32 protein-coding genes are annotated in these 25,987 nt (G+C 69.4%); 14 read left to right on the top strand and 18 right to left on the bottom strand.

Annotation, left to right across the window (positions count from 1 at the left end; all coding sequences use genetic code 11):
- The first annotated feature begins 99 nt into the window (after positions 1–99).
- Entirely contained in the window at positions 100–1,086 is a 987-nt protein-coding gene (locus DDV73_RS02500; protein WP_109505675.1) for a helix-turn-helix transcriptional regulator, read from the top strand.
- Here DDV73_RS02500 and vanX read toward each other — a convergent pair.
- From vanX to DDV73_RS02485, 3 genes are read right to left on the bottom strand one after another with little or no spacing between them, the layout of a single operon-like run.
- Positions 1,059–1,670 (bottom strand): D-Ala-D-Ala dipeptidase VanX, encoded by a 612-nt coding sequence (gene vanX / locus DDV73_RS02495; protein WP_109505674.1) that lies wholly within the window; start codon positions 1,668–1,670, stop codon positions 1,059–1,061. The genes DDV73_RS02500 and vanX overlap by 28 nt on opposite strands.
- A complete protein-coding gene (gene vanA / locus DDV73_RS02490) occupies positions 1,660–2,721 on the bottom strand; it encodes a D-alanine--(R)-lactate ligase (protein WP_109505673.1) in 1,062 nt (353 codons plus the stop codon). Before vanA ends, vanX begins: the two co-directional genes overlap by 11 nt.
- Entirely contained in the window at positions 2,714–3,766 is a 1,053-nt protein-coding gene (locus DDV73_RS02485; RefSeq protein WP_109505672.1) for a D-isomer specific 2-hydroxyacid dehydrogenase family protein, read from the bottom strand. Before DDV73_RS02485 ends, vanA begins: the two co-directional genes overlap by 8 nt.
- A gap of 89 nt (positions 3,767–3,855) precedes the next feature.
- Between DDV73_RS02485 and vanR-Sc the strand changes: the two genes are divergently transcribed.
- Together vanR-Sc and DDV73_RS02475 are read left to right on the top strand one after the other, a co-directional pair.
- Positions 3,856–4,527, top strand: coding sequence for a VanSc-type vancomycin resistance response regulator transcription factor VanR (gene vanR-Sc / locus DDV73_RS02480; RefSeq protein WP_109505671.1), 672 nt, complete (start codon positions 3,856–3,858; stop codon positions 4,525–4,527).
- Positions 4,520–5,623 (top strand): sensor histidine kinase, encoded by a 1,104-nt coding sequence (locus tag DDV73_RS02475; protein ID WP_109505670.1) that lies wholly within the window; start codon positions 4,520–4,522, stop codon positions 5,621–5,623. Before vanR-Sc ends, DDV73_RS02475 begins: the two co-directional genes overlap by 8 nt.
- A 16-nt stretch (positions 5,624–5,639) precedes the next feature.
- Here the strand turns inward: DDV73_RS02475 and DDV73_RS02470 are convergent, their stop codons facing one another.
- Entirely contained in the window at positions 5,640–6,575 is a 936-nt protein-coding gene (locus DDV73_RS02470; protein WP_154402576.1) for an SMP-30/gluconolactonase/LRE family protein, read from the bottom strand.
- A 94-nt stretch (positions 6,576–6,669) separates the two neighbouring features.
- Positions 6,670–7,467, bottom strand: a complete 798-nt coding sequence (locus tag DDV73_RS02465; protein ID WP_154402575.1) for an AfsR/SARP family transcriptional regulator — start codon at positions 7,465–7,467, stop codon at positions 6,670–6,672.
- 444 nt (positions 7,468–7,911) lie between these two features.
- On the opposite strand from DDV73_RS02465, the gene DDV73_RS02460 reads away from it, so the two are divergent.
- Both DDV73_RS02460 and DDV73_RS02455 read left to right on the top strand, forming a co-directional pair.
- Positions 7,912–8,994, top strand: a complete 1,083-nt coding sequence (locus tag DDV73_RS02460) for a hypothetical protein (protein WP_109505667.1) — start codon at positions 7,912–7,914, stop codon at positions 8,992–8,994.
- A gap of 44 nt (positions 8,995–9,038) precedes the next feature.
- Positions 9,039–9,395, top strand: coding sequence for a hypothetical protein (locus DDV73_RS02455; RefSeq protein ID WP_109505666.1), 357 nt, complete (start codon positions 9,039–9,041; stop codon positions 9,393–9,395).
- Positions 9,396–9,454: 59 nt separating this feature from the next.
- On the opposite strand, the gene DDV73_RS02450 is transcribed toward DDV73_RS02455, so the two are convergent.
- Positions 9,455–9,769 (bottom strand): hypothetical protein, encoded by a 315-nt coding sequence (locus DDV73_RS02450; protein ID WP_154402574.1) that lies wholly within the window; start codon positions 9,767–9,769, stop codon positions 9,455–9,457.
- Between the two features lie 91 nt (positions 9,770–9,860).
- Complete coding sequence (locus DDV73_RS29430) at positions 9,861–9,986, bottom strand: hypothetical protein (protein ID WP_276310076.1); 126 nt, start codon at positions 9,984–9,986, stop codon at positions 9,861–9,863.
- 177 nt (positions 9,987–10,163) lie between these two features.
- On the opposite strand from DDV73_RS29430, the gene DDV73_RS02445 reads away from it, so the two are divergent.
- Positions 10,164–10,562 carry a VOC family protein gene (locus DDV73_RS02445; protein WP_109505783.1) on the top strand — a complete coding sequence of 133 codons (399 nt, stop codon included), beginning with the start codon at positions 10,164–10,166 and terminating at the stop codon, positions 10,560–10,562.
- A gap of 7 nt (positions 10,563–10,569) precedes the next feature.
- Positions 10,570–10,947 (top strand): VOC family protein, encoded by a 378-nt coding sequence (locus DDV73_RS02440; protein ID WP_109505664.1) that lies wholly within the window; start codon positions 10,570–10,572, stop codon positions 10,945–10,947.
- 17 nt (positions 10,948–10,964) lie between these two features.
- Here DDV73_RS02440 and DDV73_RS02435 read toward each other — a convergent pair whose 3' ends face one another.
- The 6 genes from DDV73_RS02435 to DDV73_RS02410 form a co-directional block, all read right to left on the bottom strand.
- Positions 10,965–11,426, bottom strand: coding sequence for a GNAT family N-acetyltransferase (locus tag DDV73_RS02435; protein WP_109505663.1), 462 nt, complete (start codon positions 11,424–11,426; stop codon positions 10,965–10,967).
- A gap of 13 nt (positions 11,427–11,439) precedes the next feature.
- On the bottom strand, positions 11,440–12,036 hold the full coding sequence (locus tag DDV73_RS02430) for a TetR/AcrR family transcriptional regulator (RefSeq protein WP_240617062.1): 597 nt from the start codon (positions 12,034–12,036) through the stop codon (positions 11,440–11,442).
- Positions 12,037–12,090: 54 nt separating this feature from the next.
- Positions 12,091–12,498 (bottom strand): hypothetical protein, encoded by a 408-nt coding sequence (locus DDV73_RS02425; protein ID WP_109505662.1) that lies wholly within the window; start codon positions 12,496–12,498, stop codon positions 12,091–12,093.
- On the bottom strand, positions 12,495–13,904 hold the full coding sequence (locus tag DDV73_RS02420; RefSeq protein WP_109505661.1) for an MFS transporter: 1,410 nt from the start codon (positions 13,902–13,904) through the stop codon (positions 12,495–12,497). The genes DDV73_RS02425 and DDV73_RS02420 overlap by 4 nt, the downstream gene beginning before the upstream one ends.
- 90 nt (positions 13,905–13,994) lie before the next feature.
- Positions 13,995–14,387: a VOC family protein gene (locus tag DDV73_RS02415; protein ID WP_109505660.1), complete on the bottom strand. Its 393-nt coding sequence runs from the start codon at positions 14,385–14,387 to the stop codon at positions 13,995–13,997.
- Between the two features lie 79 nt (positions 14,388–14,466).
- A complete protein-coding gene (locus DDV73_RS02410) occupies positions 14,467–17,577 on the bottom strand; it encodes an ATP-binding protein (RefSeq protein ID WP_161962266.1) in 3,111 nt (1,036 codons plus the stop codon).
- 96 nt (positions 17,578–17,673) lie between these two features.
- Between DDV73_RS02410 and DDV73_RS02405 the strand changes: the two genes are divergently transcribed.
- From DDV73_RS02405 to DDV73_RS02380, 7 genes are all read left to right on the top strand, one after another.
- Positions 17,674–18,054, top strand: a complete 381-nt coding sequence (locus tag DDV73_RS02405; RefSeq protein ID WP_109505658.1) for a cupin domain-containing protein — start codon at positions 17,674–17,676, stop codon at positions 18,052–18,054.
- Positions 18,054–18,407: a nuclear transport factor 2 family protein gene (locus DDV73_RS02400; RefSeq protein WP_109505657.1), complete on the top strand. Its 354-nt coding sequence runs from the start codon at positions 18,054–18,056 to the stop codon at positions 18,405–18,407. The genes DDV73_RS02405 and DDV73_RS02400 overlap by 1 nt, the downstream gene beginning before the upstream one ends.
- 89 nt (positions 18,408–18,496) lie before the next feature.
- Positions 18,497–18,877: a VOC family protein gene (locus tag DDV73_RS02395; protein WP_109505656.1), complete on the top strand. Its 381-nt coding sequence runs from the start codon at positions 18,497–18,499 to the stop codon at positions 18,875–18,877.
- A gap of 154 nt (positions 18,878–19,031) precedes the next feature.
- The gene (locus DDV73_RS28335) at positions 19,032–19,184 is read left to right on the top strand and encodes a hypothetical protein (protein WP_170125998.1); all 153 of its coding nucleotides are present in this window, start codon (positions 19,032–19,034) and stop codon (positions 19,182–19,184) included.
- Positions 19,185–19,200: 16 nt separating this feature from the next.
- Positions 19,201–20,085: a PhzF family phenazine biosynthesis protein gene (locus DDV73_RS02390; RefSeq protein WP_109505655.1), complete on the top strand. Its 885-nt coding sequence runs from the start codon at positions 19,201–19,203 to the stop codon at positions 20,083–20,085.
- A gap of 48 nt (positions 20,086–20,133) precedes the next feature.
- Positions 20,134–20,580, top strand: coding sequence for a VOC family protein (locus DDV73_RS02385; RefSeq protein WP_109505654.1), 447 nt, complete (start codon positions 20,134–20,136; stop codon positions 20,578–20,580).
- Entirely contained in the window at positions 20,577–21,152 is a 576-nt protein-coding gene (locus DDV73_RS02380) for a dihydrofolate reductase family protein (RefSeq protein WP_109505653.1), read from the top strand. The genes DDV73_RS02385 and DDV73_RS02380 overlap by 4 nt, the downstream gene beginning before the upstream one ends.
- Before the next feature lie 5 nt (positions 21,153–21,157).
- On the opposite strand, the gene DDV73_RS02375 is transcribed toward DDV73_RS02380, so the two are convergent.
- The 5 genes from DDV73_RS02375 to DDV73_RS02355 all read right to left on the bottom strand — a co-directional run bounded on the left by DDV73_RS02375 (position 21,158) and on the right by DDV73_RS02355 (position 25,883).
- Entirely contained in the window at positions 21,158–23,539 is a 2,382-nt protein-coding gene (locus tag DDV73_RS02375; RefSeq protein ID WP_206050664.1) for an ATP-binding cassette domain-containing protein, read from the bottom strand.
- Between the two features lie 30 nt (positions 23,540–23,569).
- Entirely contained in the window at positions 23,570–24,010 is a 441-nt protein-coding gene (locus DDV73_RS02370) for an iron chaperone (protein WP_109505780.1), read from the bottom strand.
- Between the two features lie 68 nt (positions 24,011–24,078).
- On the bottom strand, positions 24,079–24,717 hold the full coding sequence (locus DDV73_RS02365; protein ID WP_109505652.1) for a VOC family protein: 639 nt from the start codon (positions 24,715–24,717) through the stop codon (positions 24,079–24,081).
- Between the two features lie 169 nt (positions 24,718–24,886).
- Positions 24,887–25,297, bottom strand: a complete 411-nt coding sequence (locus tag DDV73_RS02360; RefSeq protein WP_109505651.1) for a VOC family protein — start codon at positions 25,295–25,297, stop codon at positions 24,887–24,889.
- Positions 25,281–25,883 carry a nucleoside/nucleotide kinase family protein gene (locus DDV73_RS02355; RefSeq protein ID WP_206050663.1) on the bottom strand — a complete coding sequence of 201 codons (603 nt, stop codon included), beginning with the start codon at positions 25,881–25,883 and terminating at the stop codon, positions 25,281–25,283. The genes DDV73_RS02360 and DDV73_RS02355 overlap by 17 nt, the downstream gene beginning before the upstream one ends.
- Positions 25,884–25,987 lie beyond the last annotated feature (104 nt).

The following is a 25,987-nucleotide window of genomic DNA, read 5'->3' as shown; positions in this document are numbered from 1 at the left end:
GATTCATCGCGAGTACGACGTCCGTCGTTGACGCCGTACCGATGAATCTGCCAGCAAATCACGACACCTTGTGTCGTGTATTTCTGTAACGTTTTCCGTATGCGCGCTGACCGGCTGGTATCGCTCGTGCTGCTGCTGCGGCAGCAGGGCCGGATGTCCGCATCCGCGCTGGCCAGCGAGCTGGAGGTCTCCACGCGCACCGTGCTGCGCGACATCGAGGCGCTGTCGGCCGCCGGCGTCCCGGTGTACGCCGAGCGTGGCCGGCACGGCGGGTTCGCCCTGTTGCCCGGCTTCCGGACCGAGCTCACCGGACTCAACCAGGACGAGGCGCTGTCCCTGCTCGTCGCCGGCGCGCGGTCCGGCGCGCAGGCGTTCGGCCTCGGCCCGGCCCTCACCACGGCGATGCTCAAGGTGGTCGACGCGCTACCCGAGAGCCATCGGGACGCCGCGGCCGGTGCTGCCGAGCGGCTGCTCGTCGAGCCGGAGACCGACCTGCTGTCGCGCCGGCTGGTCGCTGAGGACGTGCCGGAACACGTTCTCGTCGAGGTACGCCGCGCGGTCCTCGCCGGACGCAAGCTGCGCATCCACTACGCAGCAGCCGACCAGGATCCGCGGTGGCGCACCGTGGACCCGATCGGCCTGGTCACCGTGCGCGACAAGGGCTATCTGCTGGCCATCAGGTCCGGCGCGGACCGCACCTACCGGCTGTCTCGGATCCTGGCCGCCGAGGCCCTCACCGAGCCCGCCGATCGACCGGACCGGGTCGATCTGGACCAGGCCTGGCAGGACCGCAGCGCCCGGTTCCGCACGGGCGGTGATGACCAGATCGCCGTCGTGGCGCGGGTGGACCCGGCCCGGCGGGAAGAGCTGGTCGGCACCGCCCTCGCCCTGCGGTCCGAGGAGGCTGAGCCCGACGGCTGGCTCCGGCTGGAGCTGACCTTCCAGGACCTGCGGCACGCGGTATGGGCCCTGTGGCAGCTCGCGACGGCCGCGGAGGCGCTGGACCCGCAGCCGCTGCGCGACGCCCTCCGCAAGCGCGCCGTCGAGATTGCCACCCGCTACGAGGTGATGGGGAAGTCGAAGTAGGAGTCCGGGTACGGCTCGTCCCTCAGCGTGTAGTGCCACCACTCACTGTCGTACCGGTCGAAGCCGCTGGCCTCCATGATCGAGCACAGATCGCGCCGGTTCCGGGCTTCGACCGAGGTGACCCCTGGTGCCCCGTGGTGCGAGATCGGGTCCATCAGGTCATGGTCACCGCCCATCGGAGCCAGCTCGCCGGTCGCCAAGTCGAAGAGCGTCAGGTCGACGGTGCTTCCCCGGCTGTGGCCCGACTTCGTGGCGACGTACCCCTGCTCGAACATCTCGGCCCGCGCGATGTTCGGGTAGTGCCGCAGCTTCGTCCGGCCGTCCTCGGGCTGTGCCGACCAGCGCAGGAAGCAGTCCACGGCGCGCTGGGGGCGATAGCCGTCCCAGAGAAGCAGGCCGAAGCCCAGCGACTCGGCCTTGTCTCTCGCCTTTTCCAGGGCGGCGCACAATGCCGTCGTGCCGACTGTTCGATTGGCGAGATATCCGTCCACCGGCTTACCGGTGAAGTTGTCCCAGGTCGCATATTTCGCGTCCCACCGGATTCCGGGAACGTGCTCGTCCACGAATACGAAGTCAGACTGCATCGGCCCCTCCCGTCAAAGCCTTGCCCGTCAGGGTCAGCGACACCATGCGGTCGATGACGTCCGAGAGCGGCACGCCAGCGGCCGCCATCATTCGCGGATAGCGGCTGTACGACGTCAGGCCGGGCAGCGTGTTGACCTCGTTGAGCACGACCGTCCCGTCGTCCTTGAGGAACAGGTCCACCCTGGCCAGTCCCCCGCATCCCAGGGCGCGGTACACGGCTCTGGCCGTCTCCAGCACCAGCGACCGGGCCTCCGGCGAGATGTCGGCGGGCACGATGGCGACCGAGTTGTCGGAGCCGCTCTCGGGCTGCTTCTCCTGGTGGATCTTGAAGAACCCGTGAGACAGCGCGATCCGGTCGACCTCACCGGTGGTCAGGTCCAGGTCGTGGCCCAAGATCGCGCATCCGACCTCGCTGCCGACGACCGCCTCCTCGATCAGCACCTTCGCGTCGTACTGCCGGGCGACGTCGACGGCAGCCTGCAGATCTTCGGCTCGCGAGACCTTGCTGACGCCGAACGACGATCCCGAGCGACACGGCTTGACGAAGACGGGATAGGTGAGCTGGTCCGCATCGACGTGCTCATCCGCGGTCACGATCCAGAAGTTCGGCGTGGCGATGCCGGCGTTTCTGGCGACGAGGTAGGCAAGAGACTTGTCCATGCACAGCGCCGAGCTCTGGATGTCGCAGCCGACGTACGGAATCCCGGAGAGCTCCAAGAGACCCTGGATCGCGCCGTCCTCGCCGAGCTTTCCGTGCAGCACCGACAGGACCAGGTCCACGCCGACGGTTTCGTACCGCCCCTCCCCCAGCACCAGCAGGCCCTGCGCACTCCGGTCCGGTGACAGTACGGCGGGACGCGACGTGCCGTTCTCCCAGTTCTCCCCTGGGCCGTCGCAGAGCCTCCACGCGCCACTCTTGGTGATGCCGACGTAGTACGGGTCGTACTTGTCGGGATCGAGGTTGCCGGCGACCTGCCGCGCGGACTTGACGGAGACGGGGTGTTCTTCGGAGGCGCCTCCGAAGATGATGGCGATCTTCAGTTTATCCACAATGATTTCTGCTTTCGAATTTCAGACAATTGAGAATTGAGTTTTCAACGGTGTCGCTCAATGCGTGGTCTGTGTAATAGGCGGTATGCGGACTGATCAGCACGTTAGGCATGTCTTGTAGCCGCGACAGGGTTTCGTTTCCGAGGGCTTTCTCGCTGCAGTCGGCGTAGAAGATTCCTTCCTCGCCTTCGAGGACGTCCAATGCAGCGCCACCCAGTCGGCCGCTTTCCAGTGCCGAGATGATCGCCTCGGTATCGAGAAGCGACCCGCGGCCGGTGTTGACGATGAACGCGCCGTGCTTGAGCTGCTCGACGCGCCGCCGGTCCAGGAGATGGCGGGTGTCAGCGGTGAGCGGGACGTGGAGCGTGACGATGTCGCTCAGCCGCAGCAGCTCATCGAGAGGCAGGTACTCCGCGGCGGCCGTGCGTCGGCTGTCGTAGGCGAGGACCCGGCAGCCGAAGCCCCGCAGCCTCGCGATCACCGCAGTACCGATGCGTCCGGTGCCGATGACCCCGACGGTCAGGTCGCGCAGCTCTCGTCCCGGTGTGTCGTGCAGCCGGTAGTCACGAGTGTCGGTTCGCCGGATGGTGGCCGGGGCGTTCCGCAGCGACATCAGCATCAGCATCAGCGTGTAGTCGGCAACGCTGTCGGGCGAGTAGGCGACGTTCTCGACACAGATGCCGAGACTCTCCGCATAGGTCACGTCGAGGTGGTTGTAGCCGATGCTCCGGCTCGAGATGTACTGCACGCCGGCCCGGCTGAGTGCCCGGAGCGTGGCGTCGGTGATCTCGGTCTTGTGGCCGACGCTGATGCAGCGGTTCCCGAATGCCAGATCGGCGTTGCCTTCGGACGCCGGTGCCTCGGTGATGGTCGGCCTGACTCCCAGGCGAGGGGCCATCGCTCGGAGCAAGCCGGCCTCGTGCTGCTCGCATCCGTACACCGTGATTCCGGTCGTGGTCCCGGTCCCGCTCCCCCGGGCGGTCAGCGTGCTGGTCACGGCGGGAACGCTGACGGCGACAGCGGCTGCTGGTTGTCTGTAGGACATGCCCGCCAGTCAAGGCAGCGCCGTGTTGCCAGCACGTATGCGGATTTCAATACACGGGCGATATGCGGCGTACTCGTAACATTCAGGGCGTGCGTGTGCTGATCGTCGAGGACGAGCCCTATATGGCCGAGGCCATCCGGGACGGGCTGCGGCTCGAGGCGATCGCAGCCGACATCGCCAGCGACGGCGACACGGCCCTCGAACAGCTGAGCGTCAACGCCTACGACATCGCCGTACTCGACCGCGACATCCCCGGGCCCTCCGGCGACGAGATCGCCGAACGCATCGTTGCCTCCGGCAGCGGCATGCCGATCCTGATGCTGACCGCGGCCGACCGGCTCGACGACAAGGCATCCGGGTTCGAGCTCGGCGCCGACGACTACCTCACCAAGCCGTTCGAGCTCCGGGAGCTGGTGCTCCGGCTGCGTGCGCTCGACCGCAGGCGCGCGCACAGCAGGCCACCCGTCCGAGAGCTGGCGGGGCTGCGGGTCGACCCGTTCCGCCGTGAGGTCTACCGCGACGGCCGGTACGTCGCACTGACCAGGAAGCAGTTCGCGGTCCTCGAGGTGCTCGTGGCAGCCGAGGGCGGCGTGGTTAGCGCCGAAGAGCTCCTCGAGCGGGCCTGGGACGAGAACGCCGACCCGTTCACCAACGCCGTACGGATCACAGTCTCGGCCCTGCGCAAGCGCCTCGGCGAGCCCTGGCTGATCGCCACCGTGGCCGGCGTCGGCTACCGCATCGAGGAACCAAGTCATGGATAGGCGGCCCGGGCTGAGCGTCCGCCTCAAGCTCACCCTCAGCTACGCCGGGTTCCTGGTGCTCGCGGGTGCCGTGCTGCTCATCTTGTGGCTGGTTCTCGTGGAGCTCTTCCCTCACGCCGTGATCGTCAGGGACACCAGGGTCGGCATCGGTGGGATCGCCACACCGGGCCGCACCAACTATCAGCAGACCTTCGGCAAGGTTGCGGCCGCGGCGCTGGGCTTCCTCCTGGTCTTCGGACTCGTGGGCGGCTGGATCCTCTCGGGCCGGATGCTCGCCCCGTTGAACCGGATCACCGACGCCACCCGGATGGCCGCGGACGGATCGCTGTCCCACCGGATTCGGCTGGAGGGTCGCAACGACGAGTTCCGCGAGCTGGCCGACAGCTTCGACACCATGTTGGCGCGGCTGGACGCACAGGTCGCCGAGCAGCAGCGGTTCGCGGCCAACGCCTCGCACGAGCTGCGCACGCCACTGGCGGTCACGCAGACGCTGCTCGAGGTGGCGCGCGACGATCCGCGGCGCGACGTCGGCGAGCTGCTCGACCGTCTCCAGTTCGTCAACACCCGCGCGATCGACCTCACCGAGGCGCTGCTCCTGCTCAGCCGCGCCGATCGCCGGGCCTTCCCGCGCGAGCTGGTCGACATGTCACTCGTCGCGGAAGAGGCCACCGAGACGCTCCTCCCCCTCGCCGAGGAGCGCGACCTCACCATCGAGACCTCCGGCGAGGTGACGCCCACCGTCGGCTCCTACGCGCTCCTGCAGCAGCTGGCGACGAACCTCGTCCACAACGCGATCGTCCACAACCTGCCCGAGCAGGGCACCGTGTGGGTCACCACGACCAGCGCTCATCCCGCGACCGTCGTACTCACCGTCGAGAACACCGGCAAGAAGCTCTCCCGGCAGCTGGTCGCCACGCTGGCCGAGCCGTTCCAGCGCGGCAGCGAGCGCGTCCGCACCGACCACGCGGGCGTCGGCCTCGGGCTGGCGATCGTCAAGAGCATCGCCGAGGCGCACGACGGCAACCTCATCCTGACTCCGCGCCCCGACGGCGGGCTCCGCGTCACCGTGCAGCTACCGGCCGCACCACCTGACTGATCGCTGGGCCGGCGCGCTACTTGTGCACGAGTACGACGTCGAACTCGGTTCCCGGAGGGGCGCCGGGCCCGAACGGCGGCGGGAAGCCGAGGTCGAAGCGGGCGTTGATGGCGGCGATGGTGCTGCCGTGGAGGGCGGCGGTGGCCGGCACCCGGAACAGCGGCGTGGTGATGGTCTTGACCGTGACGCCGGACGACAGGTCGGCGGCAAGGTCGACGACGGCGATCGAGTTGGCGAAGTTCTGGACGACGTACACCGTCCGGCCCTCGAGCTGGAGCCCGTCGAGGGTGCCGGGGACGAGTCCGTCTCCGCCCACAGGGATCTCGGTGCTGACGCCGGTCGTCGGGTCGACCAGCGCGATCATGCCGAGGTGGGTGTGGTTGACGATCAGCGTCCGGCCGTCGTTGGTGGCGTCGATGCCGTTGAGGCCGAAGGTCCCGGGTTCGCTGAAGGCGGCCGGTCCGGTGACCGTGATAGTCGACGGCGTCCCGAAGTCGCCCTTGCCGTACGGAAGCTTGTAGATGGCCGGTGCGAACGTGTCGGTGAAGTACGCCGCGTCACCGGTCAGCGCGACGTCGTTGGTGAACGCGGAGGCGGGTCCAACGGCGATGTCCGCGACCTCGGAGCCGTCACGAGTGTCGTAGACGTAGACGTGGCCCCCCGGCCCCCCGGCCACGAAGAGCAGTTTCCGCGCCTCGTCGACGCGGATTCCTGCTGCGAACCGCCCGGAGACGTCCACGAGGACCGAGCCTTCGCCGGTCGACAGGTCGCCGCGGTAGATGTCACCGCCCCGGAGCGACGACACGTAGAACGTGTCACCGGTGCCGATGGCGATGCCTTCGGGCTGGAAGTCGGTGGGAACCGGGATCGAGGACGGCTGCTGGGTGGCGGCGGCCGGGACGGCGTACACAACTGCACATGCAAGAGCGAAGGCGAGGACGAGTCGGCGCATGGCGGACCTCCGGTGACGGACATGGACCTATCCACGATGCGCCTGACGTTCCCGGCTGTCGATGACGCGTTCGCACCATGGCGAAACCTAGGGTCTAGGTCGGCGGGCGGGTCGGGCTGGGGACGCGGGGCTCCACGAGCGGGTTGCCGAACGGGTAGAGCTGGCGGATGGCGGCGATCATGTCCGGGCCAGGTTGTACGCCGAGCTCGAGCTCCAGGGCGCGGCGGAAGCGACGGAAGCGGCGCAGCGCGTTGCTGGGGTCTCCCCTGCGCGCGTAGATCTCGATGATCAGCCGGTTGGCGCTCTCGGACCAGGGCTGGAGCTCGACCGCGGACAGCGCGTACGGAAGCGACTCGGCCGCGTGACCGGCGGCCAGGAGCCGCTCGGCGGCGGTCTCCAGAGCCTGCGCCTGCAGGACCTGCAGCCGCTCTCGCGGCTCCTCCAGCCAGACCTCGTCCCACCCCGGCAGCAGCGGCCGGCCGATCGAGGCCGGCGGCGGGCTGACCGCGGGCCGGCTGGTCTCGTAGATGACGTCGTTGATCCAGCTGAGCGCGGCCTCCAGGTCGACGACGACGTCGTCGGTCAGGGCCATCACCTCGCCGGAGATCTGGATCAGCTCGTCGGCGACCAGACCCAGCCGGGACAGAGCGGCCCGCAGGTTCGCGTTGCCTCGGCTCGCCGGTGCGTCGGGCCACAGCAGCGCGCTCGCGTGCGATCGGGCAACCGGACCGACCAAGGCCACCATCGCGACCACGCGCTTGACGCTGTGCGGCATCGCGACCACATGACCGCTGAGCCGGGCCTGGAACGGACCGATGACGCGCAGCTCCATCGGGGCGGACACCGGGTGCTCCCTGGTGCCCTCCCCCTCGCCCCCCGTCTCCGCTCCCACGGATAACAGAATAGACAGGACAAACAGGGCATTTCGCCATAATCGAGCGGCTCATGGAGACATCGCCGTGCATCCGTTCGTGAACGCGCGATTCTGCGATGAGTACGCCGGAACCGTGGGCTGACAGACGCCGACGACGGGAACCAGATCGAGGTGCGGTTCGGCCACGCCGCGGTGCGACGGCCGCCGCCTCAGCACGGTCGACCGCATAGACGACCGCCGCTCTCCGACGTCCCTCGTCGTCACGGGCCGGGAACGGCGCCGGAGTGATTCGGTGCGCATCTGCCCCGGCGTGGTGCCGGCCGTGATCCGGGTGCGTGCGGGGTGCCAACGCGTACGTCGCGGCTCGGCCACGTCGTACCCCGCTGAACGGTGCGCGCACTTCGGTTCGCTGGCGGCGTCCACCTCCCCGTGGGCGCTCCCCCACCACGAAAGGCGCAGCTCATGAACACCAACTGGAACCTCGGTTTCACCCAGATGCTTCGCAACACCCAGCCGTCGTACTGGGGCAACTGGAGCCTGGACGCTCACGTTGCCGCCGGCGCGGTCGGCATCCTCAACACCTCCACCGGTGCCTTCCAGTACGTCTCGACCCTGCCGTCGGCCGCGGTCGCGACGACGCACGCACCGTCGAACGAGTGGAAGGTCCAGTCCTCCGACGTCGCCCAGTCCACGTCGTCGGTCGACCTCAGTGGTTCGGTCGTCGACCCGGACACCGGCACCAAGGTCACCGCGGGCCTCGAGATGACCTGGTCCTTCGGACACGAGGGCTCGCTGAGCTCGACGTTCCTGCTGGCCAACCAGGCCTACCTGACCGACCCGCTCGCCCAGATCGCCGCGAACAAGGACTGGCTGGTCCAGCAGGCCCAGGCCGCCGGTATGTACCAGAACGGCGAGATCACGCAGGGCTTCGGCGTCGTCACGCAGGCACTGATGGCGGTCAGCGGCCTCAACCTCGGCTCCCAGTCGGACAAGTCGACCTTCTCCATCACCGGGTCCGCGGGCGCGACCAACGCCATGGCCGGCAACGCGGGCGGCGACGCCAAGGGCTCCTACGCACAGACGAAGGCGTCCTCGGCCTTCGAGCAGCACCTGTGGCCGGCCGACGCGAACATCGTCGCCACCGACCTGATGCCGGTCGCCTACCAGTTCGCCTCGTTCGTCGGGCAGACCCCGGTGCTCGGCTGGGTCACCAACCTGTCGGGCATCTCGATCCTGCTCGACGACGCCCACGGCGGGACGTACATCGTGGAAGCCACCGCGTCGTACACCGTCGACGGCAAGAAGCAGTCGACGTCCGCGACGGTCTCGGGCGGCCGGTCGACGATGATGAACTCGATCCCCGTCAACGCGACCGGCTTGGAGCTGGACCTGACCTTCAAGGGCATGTTCAGCGACGAGAAGCACCGCTTCAACTGGCCCTCGCCGATCGGGCAGTTCCCCAACGGGCAGATCGCCATCGACCTGTACGGCGTGTGGCCCGGCTCGAGCCGCGCGATCGAGCGCACCAGCGGCGCCGTCGGCTGACCTTCCTCATCCATCGGACTTCGCCAACCAGTCAGGAGAGAACCATGCCCTGGGACCCGGTTACGACCGCCGCGAATGGCGCACCTGCGGGGTTCACCAACGTCGACGCGGCCAACTGCGTCAAGGCCGCGAACTTCGCCAACTCCGTCTACGTCAACACGTCCGCCACTACCGGTGCCACGCGCCAGGCGTTCACCTACGTCCCGTTCGGCGGGATGACGCTGTGCGTGGTCGGACACATCCACATCGACCCGACCACAGGCGCCTTCACCGGCGCCGGCAACTGCTACATCCCGGGATGGCTGAACTGGGACATGGCCACACCCGCCGTGCAGTGTGCCGCGATCGCGGCCATGCCTGACGGTGGCGCCTTCCCCGGCGCCAACCGCTATCCGCACTGATCACCGTTCAGCAAGCAAGTCGAGGGTCCGGTCGTACCGGGCCCTCGACGCTGCCCGGGTCATGAAGGGCTGATCACTCGCAGCAGATCTGCGCCGTCGGCGACGAGTACCACGGCCGCACCGAGCTCGTCCGGCAGGTGGTTGCGCTGTTCGTCGTCAGTGATGCAGGTCGGACAACCTGGAGGCATGATCACCCAGCCCGCCGCGCGCGCCCCGGCCACCAGGAGTGCCCACGGATCCTCGCCGGCCACGTGGTTGGCCATCATGTCGTCGTCATCCAGGTAGACATCGGCAGAGCCGTCGCCGTACTCGACCAGCGCGAACTTGTACATCGGCTCCTCACGCACGATGAACGGTTGCAGAACCTTGCGCATGCGATCGCCACCTCCGGGCTGAGGCTCGCCGTCAACGAAGCGCTGGAAGAAGACATCGAACGACACGAGGACGACCCTCCCACGGTCTAGGTCAGTGGTGACTCTCTGCCGCCCCGTGTGCGGCCAGTCGCTCCTCGAGCTTCTCGCCCTCGATATCGGGGTCGGGCACGTAGCGGGCGAACCACTGCGGGTGGTACCAGAGCTTGGCCTGGACCATTGCCATCACCGCCGGCACCAGCGTCAGGCGTACGACGAACGCGTCATATGTCCGGTTACGGCAACGGCCCTGATCGCGAGCGTGTCGCGATCCGCGATGAGTCTCGGCGTACCCACCGGTCTACCTATGTACGGCGGCATCCCTGCGCGCCGTACCAACCGAAATGGAGTGAACGTCGTGTCCACACCAAGCCTGACCAGCATCATGTTGTCGAGCACCGACCCCGAGCGGTTGCACGAGTGGTACCGGTCGGCGTTCCCGCCACAGACCGACGACGTGAACGAGGAGTACCGCGTCCTCGGCTACGGCGGCGTCTATCTGTTCATCGACACCCGCGACGATGTCGGGCCGAAGACGGCCGAGCCGGGGCGGGTGCTGCTCAACTTCGAGGTCGACGACGCCCACGCTGCCGTCGAGCGGGTGGAGCGATGCGGCTGTGAGTGGCTGGCGCCGCTCGAGGACCGCGACGGCAGCCTGTTCGCGACCGCGATCGACCCCGACGGCAACTACGTCCAGCTGATCCAGCTCAGTGAGGCCCACCGCGTTGAGACGGCTACCGCGGCCGGCCAGGAGTGAGGCGGCCATGTTCGGATCAGTGAAGGCATTCAGCGGCTTCGCGGTCGACGACCTGGACGCCGCCCGCAGGTTCTACTCCGAGGTGCTCGGCTTGAACGTCGAGGCCCTCGGCGAGGAGCTGCTCTCGCTCAATCTGGCCGGCGGCACCAACGTCCTGGTCTACCCGAAAGCCGACTACACGCCGGCGACGTACACGATGCTCAACTTCCCGGTCCCCGACGTCGACGCGGCAGTGGACGAGCTGACCGCGAAGGGCGTCGCGTTCCTGCGGTACGACGGGTTCGACCAGGACGAGAAGGGCATCTCGCGCTCGGGCGGTCCGACGATCGCGTGGTTCACCGACCCCGCCGGCAACATCATGGCCGTGCTCGACGACGACATGTAGGACGTGTGGATGGTTGGTCAGCTGGGCCGCTGGGACGCGGGCCAGCTGACCACCACCTTGTTCCGCAGGTAGGCGCCCAGCCGGTCGTAGAACCGGATCGCGCCCTCGTTGTGCGGCTCGACGCCCCAGGCGATGGTGAGCTGCTCGGGCTGCGCGAGCCGCGAGAGCTCGAGCATCAGGGCCTTGCCGACACCCAGGTCGCGGGCCGCCTCGCGCACGTAGAGGTCGTCCAGCCCGATCACGTCGCCGCCGCTCCACAGGTGGAGGCGGCGTACGGCGGACACGTAGCCGAGCGCGGCGCCGTCGCGCTCGGCGATCAGCACCGTCACCTCGGGCCGCGCCAGCAGCTCGCGCCAGCGGTCGGCGGTGATCGTCACGTGCTCGCCCTGGTCCTGGTGGTCGGCGATCTCGCGCACCATCGCAAGCACCAGCTCGGCGTCGGCGGGCGCAGCCTCGCGGATCCTCAGCTCGGTGCTCATCGCGTCTCCTCGGTCAGTCGCTGGGCGGGGTGAGCGCCCCAAGTACGGTGTCGCGGATCAGCGCCGGTGCCTGCTCCGGCGTGATCTCGCCGCGGTGTACGGCGGCCGAGGCGCCGTGCAGGATCGCCTGGATCAGCGAGACCTGCCAGTCCAGCGGCATGTCCTTGCGGAACGCACCGTCCCGACGCCCGCGCCGCAGCAGCCGCTGCCAGCGCGCGATCGGCTTGCTGTGTGCCTCGCGCACCTGGTCCGGCGGCAGCGCCTGCTCGGCCGCGATCACGAGTGCGCCGTACCGATGGGTGAGCTGCCAGGAGGTATCGATCAGCCGGGCGAGCGCGGCGCGCGGGTCGCCCTCGAGGTCGAGCGCGTCGAGCGCCTCGTCGGTCTGCTGCATCGCATGCTCGACCACCACGCCGACCAGCGCGGCTCTCGACTCGAAGTGCCCGTAGAGGGTCACCCGGCCGACCCCGGCCGCCTTGGCGATCTCGTTGATGCTCACGTCCGGATCGCGCGCCAGGCAGCTGATCGCCGCCTCCACGATCGCCGCGATGTTCTTGCGCGCATCGGCGCGCTTCCCGGTGGTCTTCTCCCCCAGCTCGCTGACCGGCACGCTCGACTCCTTCGGTGACGCGTTCGCAGTACTCGAACATCAGCGTACGTGTTATCAGGCAGCGCACGAGGCACCTCGCGGGTGAGCGTGGCTGTACTCGCGGTAGCGGGCGAGCATGGCCGCCAGCATCAGCACCAGCATCAGCACGTGGCCGATCATCATCACTCCCCCGGCGTCCAGGACGCCCAGCCACAGCAGCGGGAACAGCGTCACGAAGCCGGCGTACATGGCGAGCGACATCTCCACGATCGGCGCCAGCCGGTGCCGACGGAACCGCATCCACAGCGCCATCGGCACCGCCATCGCGGTGGCCATCACCAGCGACTCCACCTCGGCGCGGTTGACCCATGAGGCATCCGGCCGGTCACCGGCGGCAAGCTCCCACAGCGGCATCAGGGCGGCCATGCCGACGGCCATCGCGACCAGCATCTCCAGGTAGTGGCGAAGGAAGGACCAGTTCACGAAAGCGCCTCCTTGGCCGAGATCGTGTCGGCCGGTGCCGCGGCGGGGCGGCCCGGCACCAGGACAGCGGTGACGACCGCTCCCCCGGCGGCGACCAGGGCCGCGACCAGGTAGGCACGCTCGAAGCCTGCGGTTGTGCCGGCGACCAGGCTGGCCGCGGCCACGCCCGACATCACCGCGGCACCCAGCGAGGCGCCGAGCTCGTGGAAGGTGCTGAGGATCCCGGACGCGACGCCCGCCAGCTGCGGCTCGACCTGGCTCAGCGCGGTCACCGAGGCCACAACGAACAGCGCGCCGAGCCCGGCCGCACCCAGACTGACCGCGACCACGGTGGTCAGCGTGCTCGGGCTGAGTGCCGGTCCGAGCAGGCCGGCCGCCGCGACCAGCAGGCCGATGACGCCGATGCCCCGCGCGCCGAGCCGGCCGACCAGTCGGCCCGCGACCTGCGCGCCGGCCATGGTGGTGGCCGCGACCGGCAGGAACAGCAGGCCGGTGACCAGCGGGCCGTGGTCGGCGACGCCCTGCAGGTAGAAGGTGCCGAGGAAGAACACGGCGATCATCAGAGCGGTCGCGACGAACAGCACGAAGGTGCCGGCCAGGACCGGACGTCGGGTGAACAGCGCCGGGTCGATCAGCGGGGTGCTGGTGCTTCGCAGCCAGAGGGCGAGTACGCCGTACCCGACGACGCCACCGCCGACCAGGGCGGCCGTGCGGGCCGAGGTCCAGCCGCCGTCACCAGCCTCGATGAAGCCGAGGATGACCAGCGCGGTAGCAGCGGTCACGAGCGTCGCGCCGACCAGGTCGAGGCGGCCGCTCGAGCCCCACGCCGGCAGTGGCGGGAGCAGGCGGAGCAGCGCGATCATGACCACCACGCCGACCGGCACGTTGATGAAGAAGACCCACTGCCAGCCAGGTCCCGAGGTGAGCAGCCCGCCCAGCAGTACGCCGATCGCGGCGCCGCCGGCACCGAGCGAGGACCAGATGCCGAGCGCCTTGTTGCGCTCCTCCCCCTCGAACAGTCGGACCACCACCGACAGCGCGGCCGGCGACAGCATCGCGGCTCCGGCGCCCTGGCCGATCCGGCCGCCGATGGCCAGTTCGGGACCGGTCGCCAGTCCGGTGACCAGCGAGGCGGCGGTGAAGACCAGCAGCCCGGCGATCACCACGGGCTTCGGCCCGAGCAGGTCGGCGGCCCGGCCGCCGAGCAGCATCAGGCCGCCGAAGGTCAGCGTGTAGGCACTGACCACCCAGGTCAGCGCGTCGCGACCGAGGCCGATGTCGCTGCCCATGTGCGGCAGCGCGATGGCCACGACCGTGACATCGAGAATCAGCATGAACTGCGCCAGGCCCAGCAGCCCGAGGGTGTGCCAGCGGCGGGGGTGCGGCGTCGCCGTCGTCGTACTCATGACCTCTCCTAACTCGTACAGCAATGTTCAGGTTGTGCCAGGGTAGCACAACCTGAACACGCGTGTTCGAGTTAAGTTGGAGCGGTCGGGTCAGGCGGAGGTGGCGACCTTCCAGAGGTAGCCGTCCGGGTCGCTGAAGTAGCCGAAGTACTCGCTCCACTCATCCGCGGCGGCCGCTGTCCTGACCACGGTGGCGCCGGCTGCCCCGGCCGCCTTCATGGTCTGGTCGACCTCCTCGCGCGAGTCGGCGAGGTAGTGCAGCGAGATGCCACGGAACCCCGAGCCTTCCGCGGCCACCCCGGCGTCCTCCGCGACCGCATCCCACGAGTACAGCGCGAGCTTCGTGGACCCGTCGCCGAGGCTGAGCCGGACGAAGCCGGGGAAGTCCTGGTCCGGCTGACCGCCGAGTCCGTCGACGTAGAACGCCTTCGCCTTGTCCACGTCCTTGACGCCGAGCATGACGAGGCTCATCTGCAGTGACACGGTGTGTCTCCCTTCGATCTGCTGACTGATGTTCGCGACGCTACGGCGGCGCGGTGGCACCGTGCTTCTCGATTCCTGATCAGTCTGAGTACGTCGCGGCGACGGCCAGCAACCGCTCGCGCGCCTGCTGGACGCCGCCAGCCTTCAGCAGGTCGCACGCCGCCTGGGCGAGCGCGGGAGCCGCCGCGTCACCCAGGGCTACGGCCAGCTCCACCTGGGCCCACCGTGCCTCGTAGTGCCCGAGCGGCGGCCCCTCGCGAAGCGCGCGTGCGACCAAGGGGACGGCCGGCTCGGGTCGGCCCTGCGACACCAGCACCATGGCGGCGCGAGCCGCGGCCCAGGAGGCGAACAGGCCGAGGTGCTCAGAGAGATCCAGTGAGCGACGGAACGCCTGCAATGCTTCGTCGAGCTCGCCACGCTGCTGGGCAGCCAGGCCCACGGCCCGCCATCCGGTGGCGGTCCAGCCGCGGTGGCCGATCCGGGTGGCGATGGCGAGCGCCTCGGCCGCCTCCGCCGCTGCCTCCTCGCCGCGGTCGAGCGCGGCCAGCGCCTCGGTCCGGTGCCACAGGGTGTACGCCTGTCCTTCGGGATGGCCCAGGGTCCGGGCCAGCTCGAGCGCGGCGGTGACCTGAACCAGGCCCTGCTCGGGGTGGCCGGCGAACACCAGGGCGTGACCGGCGGTCGCTCTGGGCGTCACGACTCGGACCAGGTCGCCGGAATCCTCGAAGAGGTCGGCGACCCGTCGCAGCGCGGCCTCGCCACCACGGACGTCGCCCTCCAGGAACTGGGCCATGGCCCGCGCGTCGAGGATCCGCGCCATCCCGTTGGCGTCCCCGAGACTCTCGTACAGGCCCAGGGCCTCGGACGCACGCTCGGCCGACCGCCGGCCGCGCTCGAGGTTCATGTCGAGCACCGACGCGACCTCGAGGGCGCGGGCCCGGATCGGCGCGTCCTCACCCGCCTCCACGACCGCGAGCTCGGCCAATTGGGCCGCCCGGACGATGTCCTCGGCTCCCGAGGAGACCATGGCCAGCCGGGCCAGGACTCGGGCGCGGGCCGGTCCCGAGGTGTGTACGGCGAGCGCCGACCGCAGGTCCTCCCGGGCTCCGGCATAGTCACCGAGCCGCTGCCGCGCCTGGCCACGGATCTCCTGTAGCTCAGCGCGGACCGCTGCCGTCGGCGACAACCCCAGCCCGACGCCTGCCAGCTGCGCCGCCTCGTCGTCGGCCACGGTGTCGAACGCCCGCTGGGCGGCGACGGCGTACGCATCAGCCGCGCCACGCGAATCGCCGGCCTCCCGCAGGTGGTGCGCCAGCAGCAGCGGGTCGTCCTCGGACCGAAGCGCTCGGGCCAGGCTGGCATGCAGCCGGGCCCGCTCGACGATGTCGAGTCCGGACGACACCACCTCGGTCACCATGTCGTGGCTGGTACTCCAGCCCTGGTCACCCAGCTGCGCCAGCCCGCTCCGGAACAGCCGCGACAGCGAGTCGAGCACCTGGGGCTCGGGCGTCGCCGTCGCTGCGGCCAGCGTCGAGGCATTGGTCTCGCGCGCCACCAACGCCAGCAGCGCCAGCAGCTCGCGGTCCGCATCGCGCTGGGCGGCCGCACGCGCGTGGATCGCGAGCCGCTGCCCTTCCCGCGCCAGCGCCACCGCCCGCGCGGCAGCATCGCCGCTGGACTGCCAGGCGCCCTCGGGCGCGGGCGCCACCAACCCCTCGGCGGACAGCGCCCTGAGTACTTCCGCCACCGCCATCGGCGTCCGGTCGGTGTGCTGGCGCAGCGCCTCGACGACACCGGAGTCGGCGACCAGCTGGGGAAGCGACTCGTCGGGCAGCGCGCCGAGGTCGACGCGCAGAACGCAGTTGGCGCGGCCGACGAAGGCACGGACGTCATCGCGGTCGGCGACCTCCTCGGGCCGGTACGCGAGCACCGTCCTCAGGTTCGCGATCCGGGCGGTCGCCGCCTCCAGCACGCCCAGGCTGCTCGGGTCGCACCACTGGAGGTCGTCGACGGCGATCACGCCGGCGGCCTCGAGCAGCCGCAGCGACGCCTCGTGGAGCAGGATCCGCCGGCTCTCCGGATCGAGGTCCGCTCCCCCACGACCGTCGTGCTCCGGTAGGAGCCAGGCGAGCGCCGAGGCCATGGGCGGCGGCAGCCGGTCCACGTGCGCGATGTCCTGCGCCGCGACCTCGCGGAGCAGGGTGCGCAGCAGCGTCCAGGGCTCGGAGCGCTCGGACGGGTGGGCGCGCGCTCGGACCATCGGCACCTCGCGGGCCAGGCTGTCGAGCAGGCGAGACTTGCCTGCGCCAGAAGGCCCGCTGATCGCCACGAACACACGGCGTCCGGCAGCCTCGGTGAGGGCGGTCCGGATCTTCCTGAGCTCGGCGCCGCGGCCCACGAAGGGAAGCTCGGCGAACTCGCGGGACCACCGTCGCCGAGGCGCCTGGTCCGGCGGTGGCGCCTGCCGGAGCAGGCTCTGATGCAGGGCGACCGCCTCGGCGGACGGGTCGACGCCCAGCTCGTCGGCCAGCGCTCGCCGGTAGTCGTCGTACACCTGCAGCGCGGCCGCGCCGTCGCCGGCAGCCGCCAACGCACGGATGAGGGTCAGTACGGCGATCTCGCGCAGCGGTTCTGCCTCCACCGCGCGACTGGCGAGCTCGACGGCGGTGCCCGCGGCACCATCCTCCATCGCCAGGAGCGCGGCCCGCTCGAGTGCGTCCTGGTGAGCACGCAGGAGCCGGGCGCGGTAGCCGACGGCCCAGTCGTCGTACGCCTCCTCCGGCAGCGGCTCCCCCTGCCACAGCGAGAGCGCCTCTTGAAGTCCCGGAGCGGACAGCGATCGGTCGCTCAGCGCGTCAAGGAACCGCTCGCTGTCGACCGAGCACGCGGCACTCCTCACGAGCGTGTAGCCGCCCCGGTCGGTCACGATCAGTGCGGCGTCTCCCAGCGCGCGGCGTGCGCGGTTGACCAGGACCTGGAGGTTCGCCACCGGATCCGACGGGGGCTTGGTGGGCCAGAGCGCCTCGGCCAGCGTGTCGTTGCTGACGAAGCGGCCCTGCCGGCAGGCGAGCACCTTCAGCAGCGTGCGGACCTTGCGGCCCGCAAACGCCGCCGGCGGGATCTCGACGCCGTCGCGCAGCACAGCGAACCGACCTAGCAGTCGGAGCTCGATCCGCCCGGCCCCTGCCACCGGCTCATCATCGCAACCGCAAGAATTCTGCAAGGACGGATTCCTACTTTTGGGTCACCGCCACTGGGGTGGAGAACCGAGAGCACAGGAGCAGAGATGAGCATCGAGACGAACACCGAGCAGCTGATCGAGCAGCGCGACTTCGCCGAGCCGGACGAGGTCCGGACCTTCGACCACGGCCGGGCCGAGATCCTCTCGATGGGCGGGATGGAGATCGGGCGCCTGGTCCTCGCACCGGGCTGGCGCTGGTCCGAGCACGTCAAGCCGATCGCCGGCACCGACCTCTGCGAGGCCCCGCACTTCCAGTACCACGTGTCCGGCACGCTGAGGCTGCGGACCGCCGATGGCCGGGAGTTCGACGCGACGCCGGGCCAGGTGACCTCGCTGCCCGCCGGGCATGACGCCTGGGTCGTCGGCGACGAGGACGTCGTGGTGGTCGACTGGTTCGGCGCCAGCCACTACGCCAAGCAAACCTGATGGACGCGGCCACGGACGGGACGGCTGCCGCGGTCGCCCGGTTCGCCTACGCATTCGACCGGCAGGACGTGGACGCGGTGATGGCAGCCATGACCGTGGACTGCGTGTTCGAGAGCACGGCGCCGCCGAACGGTGGCCGGTACGAGGGCCAGGACGCCGTACGTGCTTCGTGGGCGGCGTTCTTCCGCGACTCGGCGGACGCCGTATTCGAGGCCGAGGAGCAGATCGTGAGCGGCGACCGTGCGATCGTGCTGTGGCGCTACAGCTGGGCCGGTGGGCACGTTCGCGGAGTGGACGTGTTCCGGGTCCGGGGAGGTCTCGTCGCCGAGAAGCTCTCCTACGTCAAGGGCTAGCCGATAGCCGAGCGCGAGCCGCTCGCCAGGTCTACATTCCAAGAAGAAGGAGCTGCTCGGGGGTTCCCCGACCAGCAAGGAGAATCACCATGTTGCAGGACAGTCAGGTCACCGCGAACATCCCGGCCGCCGATCTCGATCGGGCGCGGCGCTTCTACGCCGACAAGCTGGGGCTCACCCCCGCCGACGAGAACCCGGCCGGGCTCATCTACAAGGCCGGCGGGACGGTCTTCTTCCTCTACCAGACCGAGTACGCCGGGCAGGCCGGCCACACCATCGCGCAGTTCCACGTGACCGACGTCGGCGCCGAGGTGAAGGAGCTTCAGTCGAAAGGCGTCACCTTCGAGCACTACGACCTGCCGGGTGTCACCTGGGACGGCGACGTCGCGACCATGGAGGGGATGGGAAACGCCGCCTGGTTCAAGGACAGCGAGGACAACATCCTCTGCATCGACGACGAGACTCAATAGCTCGGATATGTGACTCTGACCCCCCGCTCAACGTCCGTTGAGCGGGGTGCCAGAGAATCTTCATGGATTTTCGCCGGCCGGATGTCGTATCCGCCGTCTGCCCTTCGTGGTGTTGATGAGGCCGCAACATTCGACACCACCAAGGAGGCCGGCCATGTGGAACACCGTCCAGACCAACGAGGTTCACCTGTCACACGACCTGCCCTGCTTCGAGTGCGGTCACGCGTCCCACACCTTCCTGCCGTGCAGCGACACCTGCGAGTGCCCGAGGAACCTGATGCCGGGCATGGTCGCCATCGCCGCCTGACACCTAGGCTCGACGGGTGACTACTCCCTCAGCTGCGCCCCGGTTCTTCTACGTTGACGTGTTCGCACGCCACCCGCTCTCCGGCAATCCACTGGTGGTGGTTCCCGACGCGGATGAGCTGCCGGTGCCGCAGATGCAGGCGATCGCGCGTGAGTTCAACCAGTCCGAGACGACGTTCATCGTCGAGCCCGACCTGGAGGGCGCGGACTGGCAGCTCCGCTCGTTCACTCCGATAGGCGCGGAGGTCGGCGGTGCGGGGCACAACGCCCTGGGTGCCTGCCTGTGGCTGGCTCAGACCCGGCTGCCTCGCGACCGCGAGCGGTTCGTGCAGCAGATCGGCGCGGACCTGATCCCGGTGCTGATCGACCGGCGGGACGACGGGGTGGTGGTGTCCATGGACCAGGCACCGCCCAAGTTCGGAGACGTCGTCCGGGATCGCTCGGAGCTCGCCGCCTCCCTGGGCATCGGTGTCGGCGATCTCGCGCCGGAGGATGCCGTGGTGGTCGACACCGGGGCGGGACACCTGTTGGCTCCGTTGCGGTCGAGCGAGGTCGTCGACCGGGTGCAGCCGGACCCGGCGCGGCTGTCCGCGGTGCTGCGTGACGTCGACGGTGAGGGTTGCTACGTCTACAGCCTGGAGAGCGGGCGCGAGGTGGCGGCGTACGCGCGGTTCTTCAACCCCACGATGGGGATCGCGGAGGACCCGGCAACCGGGACCGCAGCCGGGCCGCTTGCCGCCCGGCTGGTCGCCGACGGGGTCGTCCCCGACGGCAGCACCGTCGTCATCGAGCAGGGCCACGCCACCGGCCGGCCGAGCTTCCTCAGCATCTCCGTAGCGGGAGACCTCGTCCGCCTCAGCGGCGGCGGTCTGGTCGTGGCCGACGGCACCCTCCATCTCTAGGACGCCGCCGGCGATGAGTTTGCACGACGCCGGCGGTCTGCCCCGACCATGAGGACACTGTTCGCCGCCTACCGCGTCGCCGACCTGGAGCGGTCGCTCGACTTCTACACTGCCCTCGGCTATCGGGAGCTCGGCCGGGTCGGGTTCGACAACGGCAGTGGTCTGGTCGTCCTGAGCTTCCCCGAAGAGGAGGAAGCCACCTTGGAGCTGGTCCACCGGTCTGAGGCAGGCCCGGTCGAGGTCGGTGGCTTCGACCACCTGGCGATCCAGGTCGACGACCTCGCCGCGACGCTTGCGACCCTGACCGACCGCGGCCTCGAGCCCGGCCGGCCCGAGCTGCCGGGCGGGCCCGACGGCCCGAAGACCGCCTGGCTCCAGGATCCGGACGGCTACCGGATCGAGCTCGTCCAGTGGCCGGCCGGCCACCCGACAGGCCTCACCGCCGCCGACTTTCCCAACCAGACCAGCGACGCACGAGGAGACGCACAGTCATGAGCGCACCGATCCGGTTGTACATGTCGATGTCCCTGGACGGCTTCATCGCCGGACCGGACGACCGCCCCGGGCAGGAGCTGGGCGAAGGTGGCGGCCGGCTGTTCAACTGGCTCGACGACCGGCGGTCGGCGGGGATAAACGGGCAGGTGTACGGCGAGGCGCTGGCCACCGGCGCGGTGCTCTCGGGCCGGCGTACCTTCGAGCTGGCGGGAGGCTGGGGCGGCGACCACCACGACGGTGTACCGATCCACGTGCTGTCCCACCAGGACGGCGACGCCCACGAGCTACCGGACGGCACCAGCTTCCACTCCGACGTCCGCGAGTGTGCCGCGGCCGCCCGCGCGTCTGCGGGCGACCGCCCGGTCCTGGTGCACGGTGCGGGCGCCGCGCAGGCGTTGGTCGATGCCAACGAGCTCGACGAGCTCGAGATCCACCTGGTGCCGGTCCTGCTCGGCGCCGGCCGCCCACTCTTCACCTCGCGGCACCCGAACACCGTCGAGCTAGAGCTGGTACGGCGCCTCGAGGGCCGTGACGCGACCCACCTGCGCTACCGGGTGCACCGACAGGGCTGACGAGGTCAGCCGCCGACGTACTCCGCGAGATGCTCGCCGGTCACGGTGGAGCGGCCGGCGACCAGGTCGGCGGGCGTGCCCTCGAACACGATCGTGCCGCCGTCGTGACCGGCGCCGGGGCCGAGGTCGATGATCCAGTCGGCGTGCGCCATCACGGCCTGGTGATGCTCGATCACGATCACCGACTTGCCGGCGTCCACGAGCCGGTCGAGCAGCTTGAGCAGGTTCTCGACGTCGGCGAGGTGGAGGCCGGTGGTCGGCTCGTCGAGGACGTAGATCCCGCCGTCGCCCTTCATGTTCATCGCCAGCTTCACCCGCTGCCGCTCACCGCCCGACAGCGTGTTGAGCGGCTGGCCGAGCTTGAGGTAGCCCAGCCCGACGTCCTCCAGGCGGGCCAGGATCGAGGCTGCCGCAGGCGTCTTCGCACCGCCGTCGGCGAAGTAGGCGCGCGCCTCGGCGACCGGCAGGTCGAGCACCTCGGCGATGTTGAGCCCGTTCACCCGGTACTCCAGCACCGACGCCTGGAACCGCTTGCCGCCGCAGTCCTCGCACGGCGTCGACACGGTGTCCATGAACCCGAGCTCGGTGATGATCACACCGGCGCCCTTGCACGTCGGGCAGGCGCCCTCGGAGTTGGCGCTGAACAGCGCCGGCTTCACGCCGTTCGCCTTGGCGAAGGTCTTGCGGATCGGCTCCAGCAGTCCGGTGTACGTCGCGGGGTTGCTGCGCCGGGAGCCCTTGATCGCGCCCTGATCGATGGTGACCACGCCTTCGCCACCGGCGACCGAGCCGTGGATCAGCGAGCTCTTGCCGGACCCGGCCACGCCGGTCACGACGGTGAGCACGCCGAGCGGGATGTCGACGTCGACGTCCTGCAGGTTGTGGGTGTTGGCACCGCGCACCTCGAGCACGCCGCTCCGCTCGCGCACCGTCTCCTTCACCGCCGCCCGGTAGGACAGGTGCTCGCCGGTCAGCGTGCCGCTCCCCCGCAGCCCGTCGACGGTTCCCTCGAACACCACCTCACCACCGCCGGTGCCGGCCAGCGGCCCCATGTCGACCACGTGGTCGGCGATCGCGATGGTCTCGGGCTTGTGCTCGACGACCAGCACCGTGTTGCCCTTGTTGCGCAGCTCCAGGAGCAGGTTGTTCATGTTCTGGATGTCGTGCGGGTGCAGCCCGATCGTCGGCTCGTCGAAGACGTAGGTGACGTCGGTCAGCGCCGAGCCGAGGTGCCGGACCATCTTGGTGCGCTGCGCCTCTCCCCCGGACAGCGTGCCTGAGGGCCGGTCCAGCGAGAGGTAGCCGAGGCCGATCTCGACGAAGGAGTCGAGCAGGTGGAGCAGCTTGCCGACCAGCGGCGCGGCGCCGGGGTCGTCGATGGTGCGCAGCCAGTCGGCCAGGTCGGTGACCTGCATCGCGGCGACCTCACCGATGTCCAGCCCCTTGATCTTCGAGGACCGCGCCGACTCGTTGAGCCGGGTGCCGCCGCAGACTCCGCACGCCTGGAAGACCGCCGCCCTCTCGACGAACGCCTTGATGTGCGGCTGCAGCGACTCCGGGTCCTTGCTGAACATGGCCTTCCGGATCTTCGGGATCAGGCCCTCGTAGCTGATGTTGATCTTCTCGACCTTGACCTTGCGAGCCTCTCCGAACAGCAGGTCGTCACGCTGCTCCTTCGTGAGCTTGCCGATCGGCACGTCCGGCGGCACGACCTCCTTGTACGGCGCGACCATCCAGCCGTCCGCGGTGTAGCCAGGGACCAAAATCGCCCCTTCGACCAGCGACTTCGACTCGTCGACGATCTGGCTGAGGTCGAGATCGGAGACGGTGCCGCGGCCCTCGCACTTCGGGCACATGCCGCCGAGGTAGACCACCTGCTTGACCACGTTCTTCTTGCCCGACTCGGTGACCGACGCCCCGCCGACCGTGGTCGTCGGGATGTTGAACGAGAACGCCGTCGGCCCGCCGATGTAGGGATCGCCGAGCCGGCTGAAGAGGGAGCGCAGCATGGCGTGCGCATCGGTGACCGTGCCCAGCGTCGAGCGGGGGTTGGCGCCCATCCGCTCCTGGTCGACCAGGATCGCGGTGGTCAGGCCCTCGAGTACGTCGACCTCCGGGCGCGGCAGGTTCGGCATGAACCCCTGGACGAACGTCGAGTACGTCTCGTCGATCAGCCGCCGGGACTCCGCCGCGATGGTGCCGAAGACCAGCGAGCTCTTACCCGATCCGGAGACCCCGGTGAACACCGTCAGCCGGCGCTTCGGCAGCTCGACGCTGATGTCCTTCAGGTTGTTCTCGCGGGCGCCCTGTACCCGGATCAGGTCGTGGCTGTCGGCGGCGTGCTCCGCAGGCTGCGGAGCAGGCGAGGTCTCGTTCATGGTGGTCATGGTCCCTATCTATAGCGCAGGCCAGGTTGCCTAGCGCGCCGCCTTCTTGACGAGCTCGGCGAGCTGCTGCTCGTGTGCGGCGCTGAGCTGCGTCACCGCGAAGACTGTCGGCCACATGGTGCCGTCGTCGAGGTTCGCCGGGTCCTCAAAACCGAACTGGGCGTACCGCATCTTGAACTTCGCCGCGGCCTTGAAGTAGCACACGACCTTCCCGGCCTCGTTGGTGTACGCCGGCATGCCGTACCACGTCTTGGGCATGAGCCCGGGCGCGTTTGCCGTGACGATCTCGTGGATCCGCTCGGCCAGCACACGATCGGTCCCGTCCATCTCGGCGATCTTCGCGAGGAGGTCGGCCTCCCCGTCCTTCTTGCTCTTGTTGCGGCGCGCCTCCGCCTTCAGCTCCTTGGTCCGCTCCTTCATCGCGGCCTTCTCGTCGTCGCTGAGTCCGGTGTACTTCGGGTCGTCTGCCATGGTCTTTCCTTCGTGTGTGTTGGTCGGCTGTGGTTCGAGGTAGTTCCAGTAGTGGTGTCGCATGGCGGTCAGACCGCGGCTTCCCAGGGGAACCCGTCGGGGTCGGCGCCCGACACCACCGTGCTGTTGACAACGACCCGGTGCGAGCCGGTGCCCTCCGGGTCGATCCCGGCGTCCTTGGCCGCGGCCCGGCGGGTGTAGAGGGCCAGCTTGAGCTGTCCCGCCGGAGCCTCGAACTCGACGTACTTGCTGCCGAAGCTCCGGGACACGGCGAGGCCCTGCTCGACGTAGAACTGCTTGGTCGCCTTGACGTCCGCGACGCCGAGCAGGAGCACGAAGTCGTCGACCTGCTTGGTGGCGGGGCCGGTGTTCTTCTTCGACGAGGAAGCGATCTTCCAGACGGTCCCGTCCGGCGCCTGGACGCTGCCACCGTAGCCCCAGAAGGACTTCGCGACCGGCTTCAGCACCGTCGCGCCGGCCTCGATCGCCGCGTCGACGAGGGCGTCGACGTCGGCCGGCTGGGACACGACCAGGGACAGCGTGAACCCGCGGAAGCCGGTGCTGGGCGAGTCCGAGGCGCGCAGCCGCAGCTGGTCGCCCAGCCCGAAGGCGTCGGCGTAGAAGCGGGTGGCGGCGTCGAGGTCGGTGACCTCGAGGGTGACCGCGGTGATGGGGGTGGTCTGCTGAGTGTTGGCTGCGGTGGTCATCTCTGCTCCTTGGTTCGGGTGGTTTTCTCCGTTGACCAGAACGCTACGAGCGGGACGGCACCTGGTGCTTCTCGATTCCTGATCGGTTCCGGCCCGCCCCCGCCGGGTCGCAAGACAGCAGTAGCCCCATCCCGAGATGCTCGGGATGGGGCCACAGCGGAGTCCTGGGTCAGAGGTTCTGCTTGATCCGGACCTGGTTTCCGGCGGGATCGCGGAAGGCGCAGTCGCGTACGCCGTACGGCTGGTCGATCGGCTCCTGGATCACCTCGGCGTCGCTGGCCTGCACGCGCTCGAAGAGGGCGTCGATGTCCTTGGTGTCGAGCAGGATCCAGCCGTAGGTGCCCTTGGCCATCATCTCGGAGATGACGCGGCGCTCGTCGTCGGTGATGCCGGGGTCGATGGCCGGCGGCGCCAGCAGGATCGACATGTCGGGCTGGTTCGCGGGGCCGACCGTGATCCAGCGCATCGTGCCCTCGCCGACGTCGCTGCGGACCTCGAAGCCGAGGACGTCGCGGTAGAACGCGAGCGACTCCTCCGGGTCGTCGTGCGGGAGGAACGCGGTGTCAATGGTGATGTCCATGGCGCCACGCTAGCCGCGGCGCCGGGGTGCTGCTTCTCGATTCCTGATCGGTCAGGACCCAGGTGGCACGCTCCCGCGGCCGGCAGCGCTCCCGGTAGAGCCGCTGCCCCTCGACGTACCGCATGGTCAGTGCGTCGGACTCACCCAGGCTCACACCGTCTCTCGCGGCCTTCCGCCGGAGGGCGACCTCGATCTCGACGTCGAGGAAGATCGAGCAGTCCCACCAGTCGACCAGCTCGTCCCTGAGCAGGAAGAGCCCCTCCACGATGACCACGGTGCCCGCGGGCGTCGGCCGTTGGACGTTTCGACGCAGCGCCCCGTAGTCGTAGCTGTCGTCGAGGTAGCCCTCGGGCGAGTTGCGGCCTCGTCGATGGCGCACCGCCGGCCCGTGCATGAAGTCGTCGACATGGATGACCTGGCTGCTGCGACCGGCGTCGTCGATCGCGGCGGCCAGGCGCGCCGCGAGTGTCGTCTTCCCGCTGCCGTCTCCGCCGTCGATCGCCACCCGCAGCCGACCCGAGGGGGCACGAGCCGCGATCTCGGCGACGACATCGTCGAAGGCCGGCGCTCCGGCCGGAGAGGTCACGTCTAGACGCAATGCCGTCAACTTAAGATGTCGTGGCTGGTGTCACGGCGGCGCGCCGGTGTTGATGTCGATTCTGATCGTGGTGTGGTGGCTGGGGCCGCGTA

This window comes from Nocardioides speluncae, from assembly GCF_003121585.1.
In the GTDB taxonomy this organism is placed as follows: domain Bacteria; phylum Actinomycetota; class Actinomycetes; order Propionibacteriales; family Nocardioidaceae; genus Nocardioides; species Nocardioides speluncae.
Note: the sequence above shows the minus strand (reverse complement) of the source record. Positions and strands in the feature narration are given on the sequence as shown.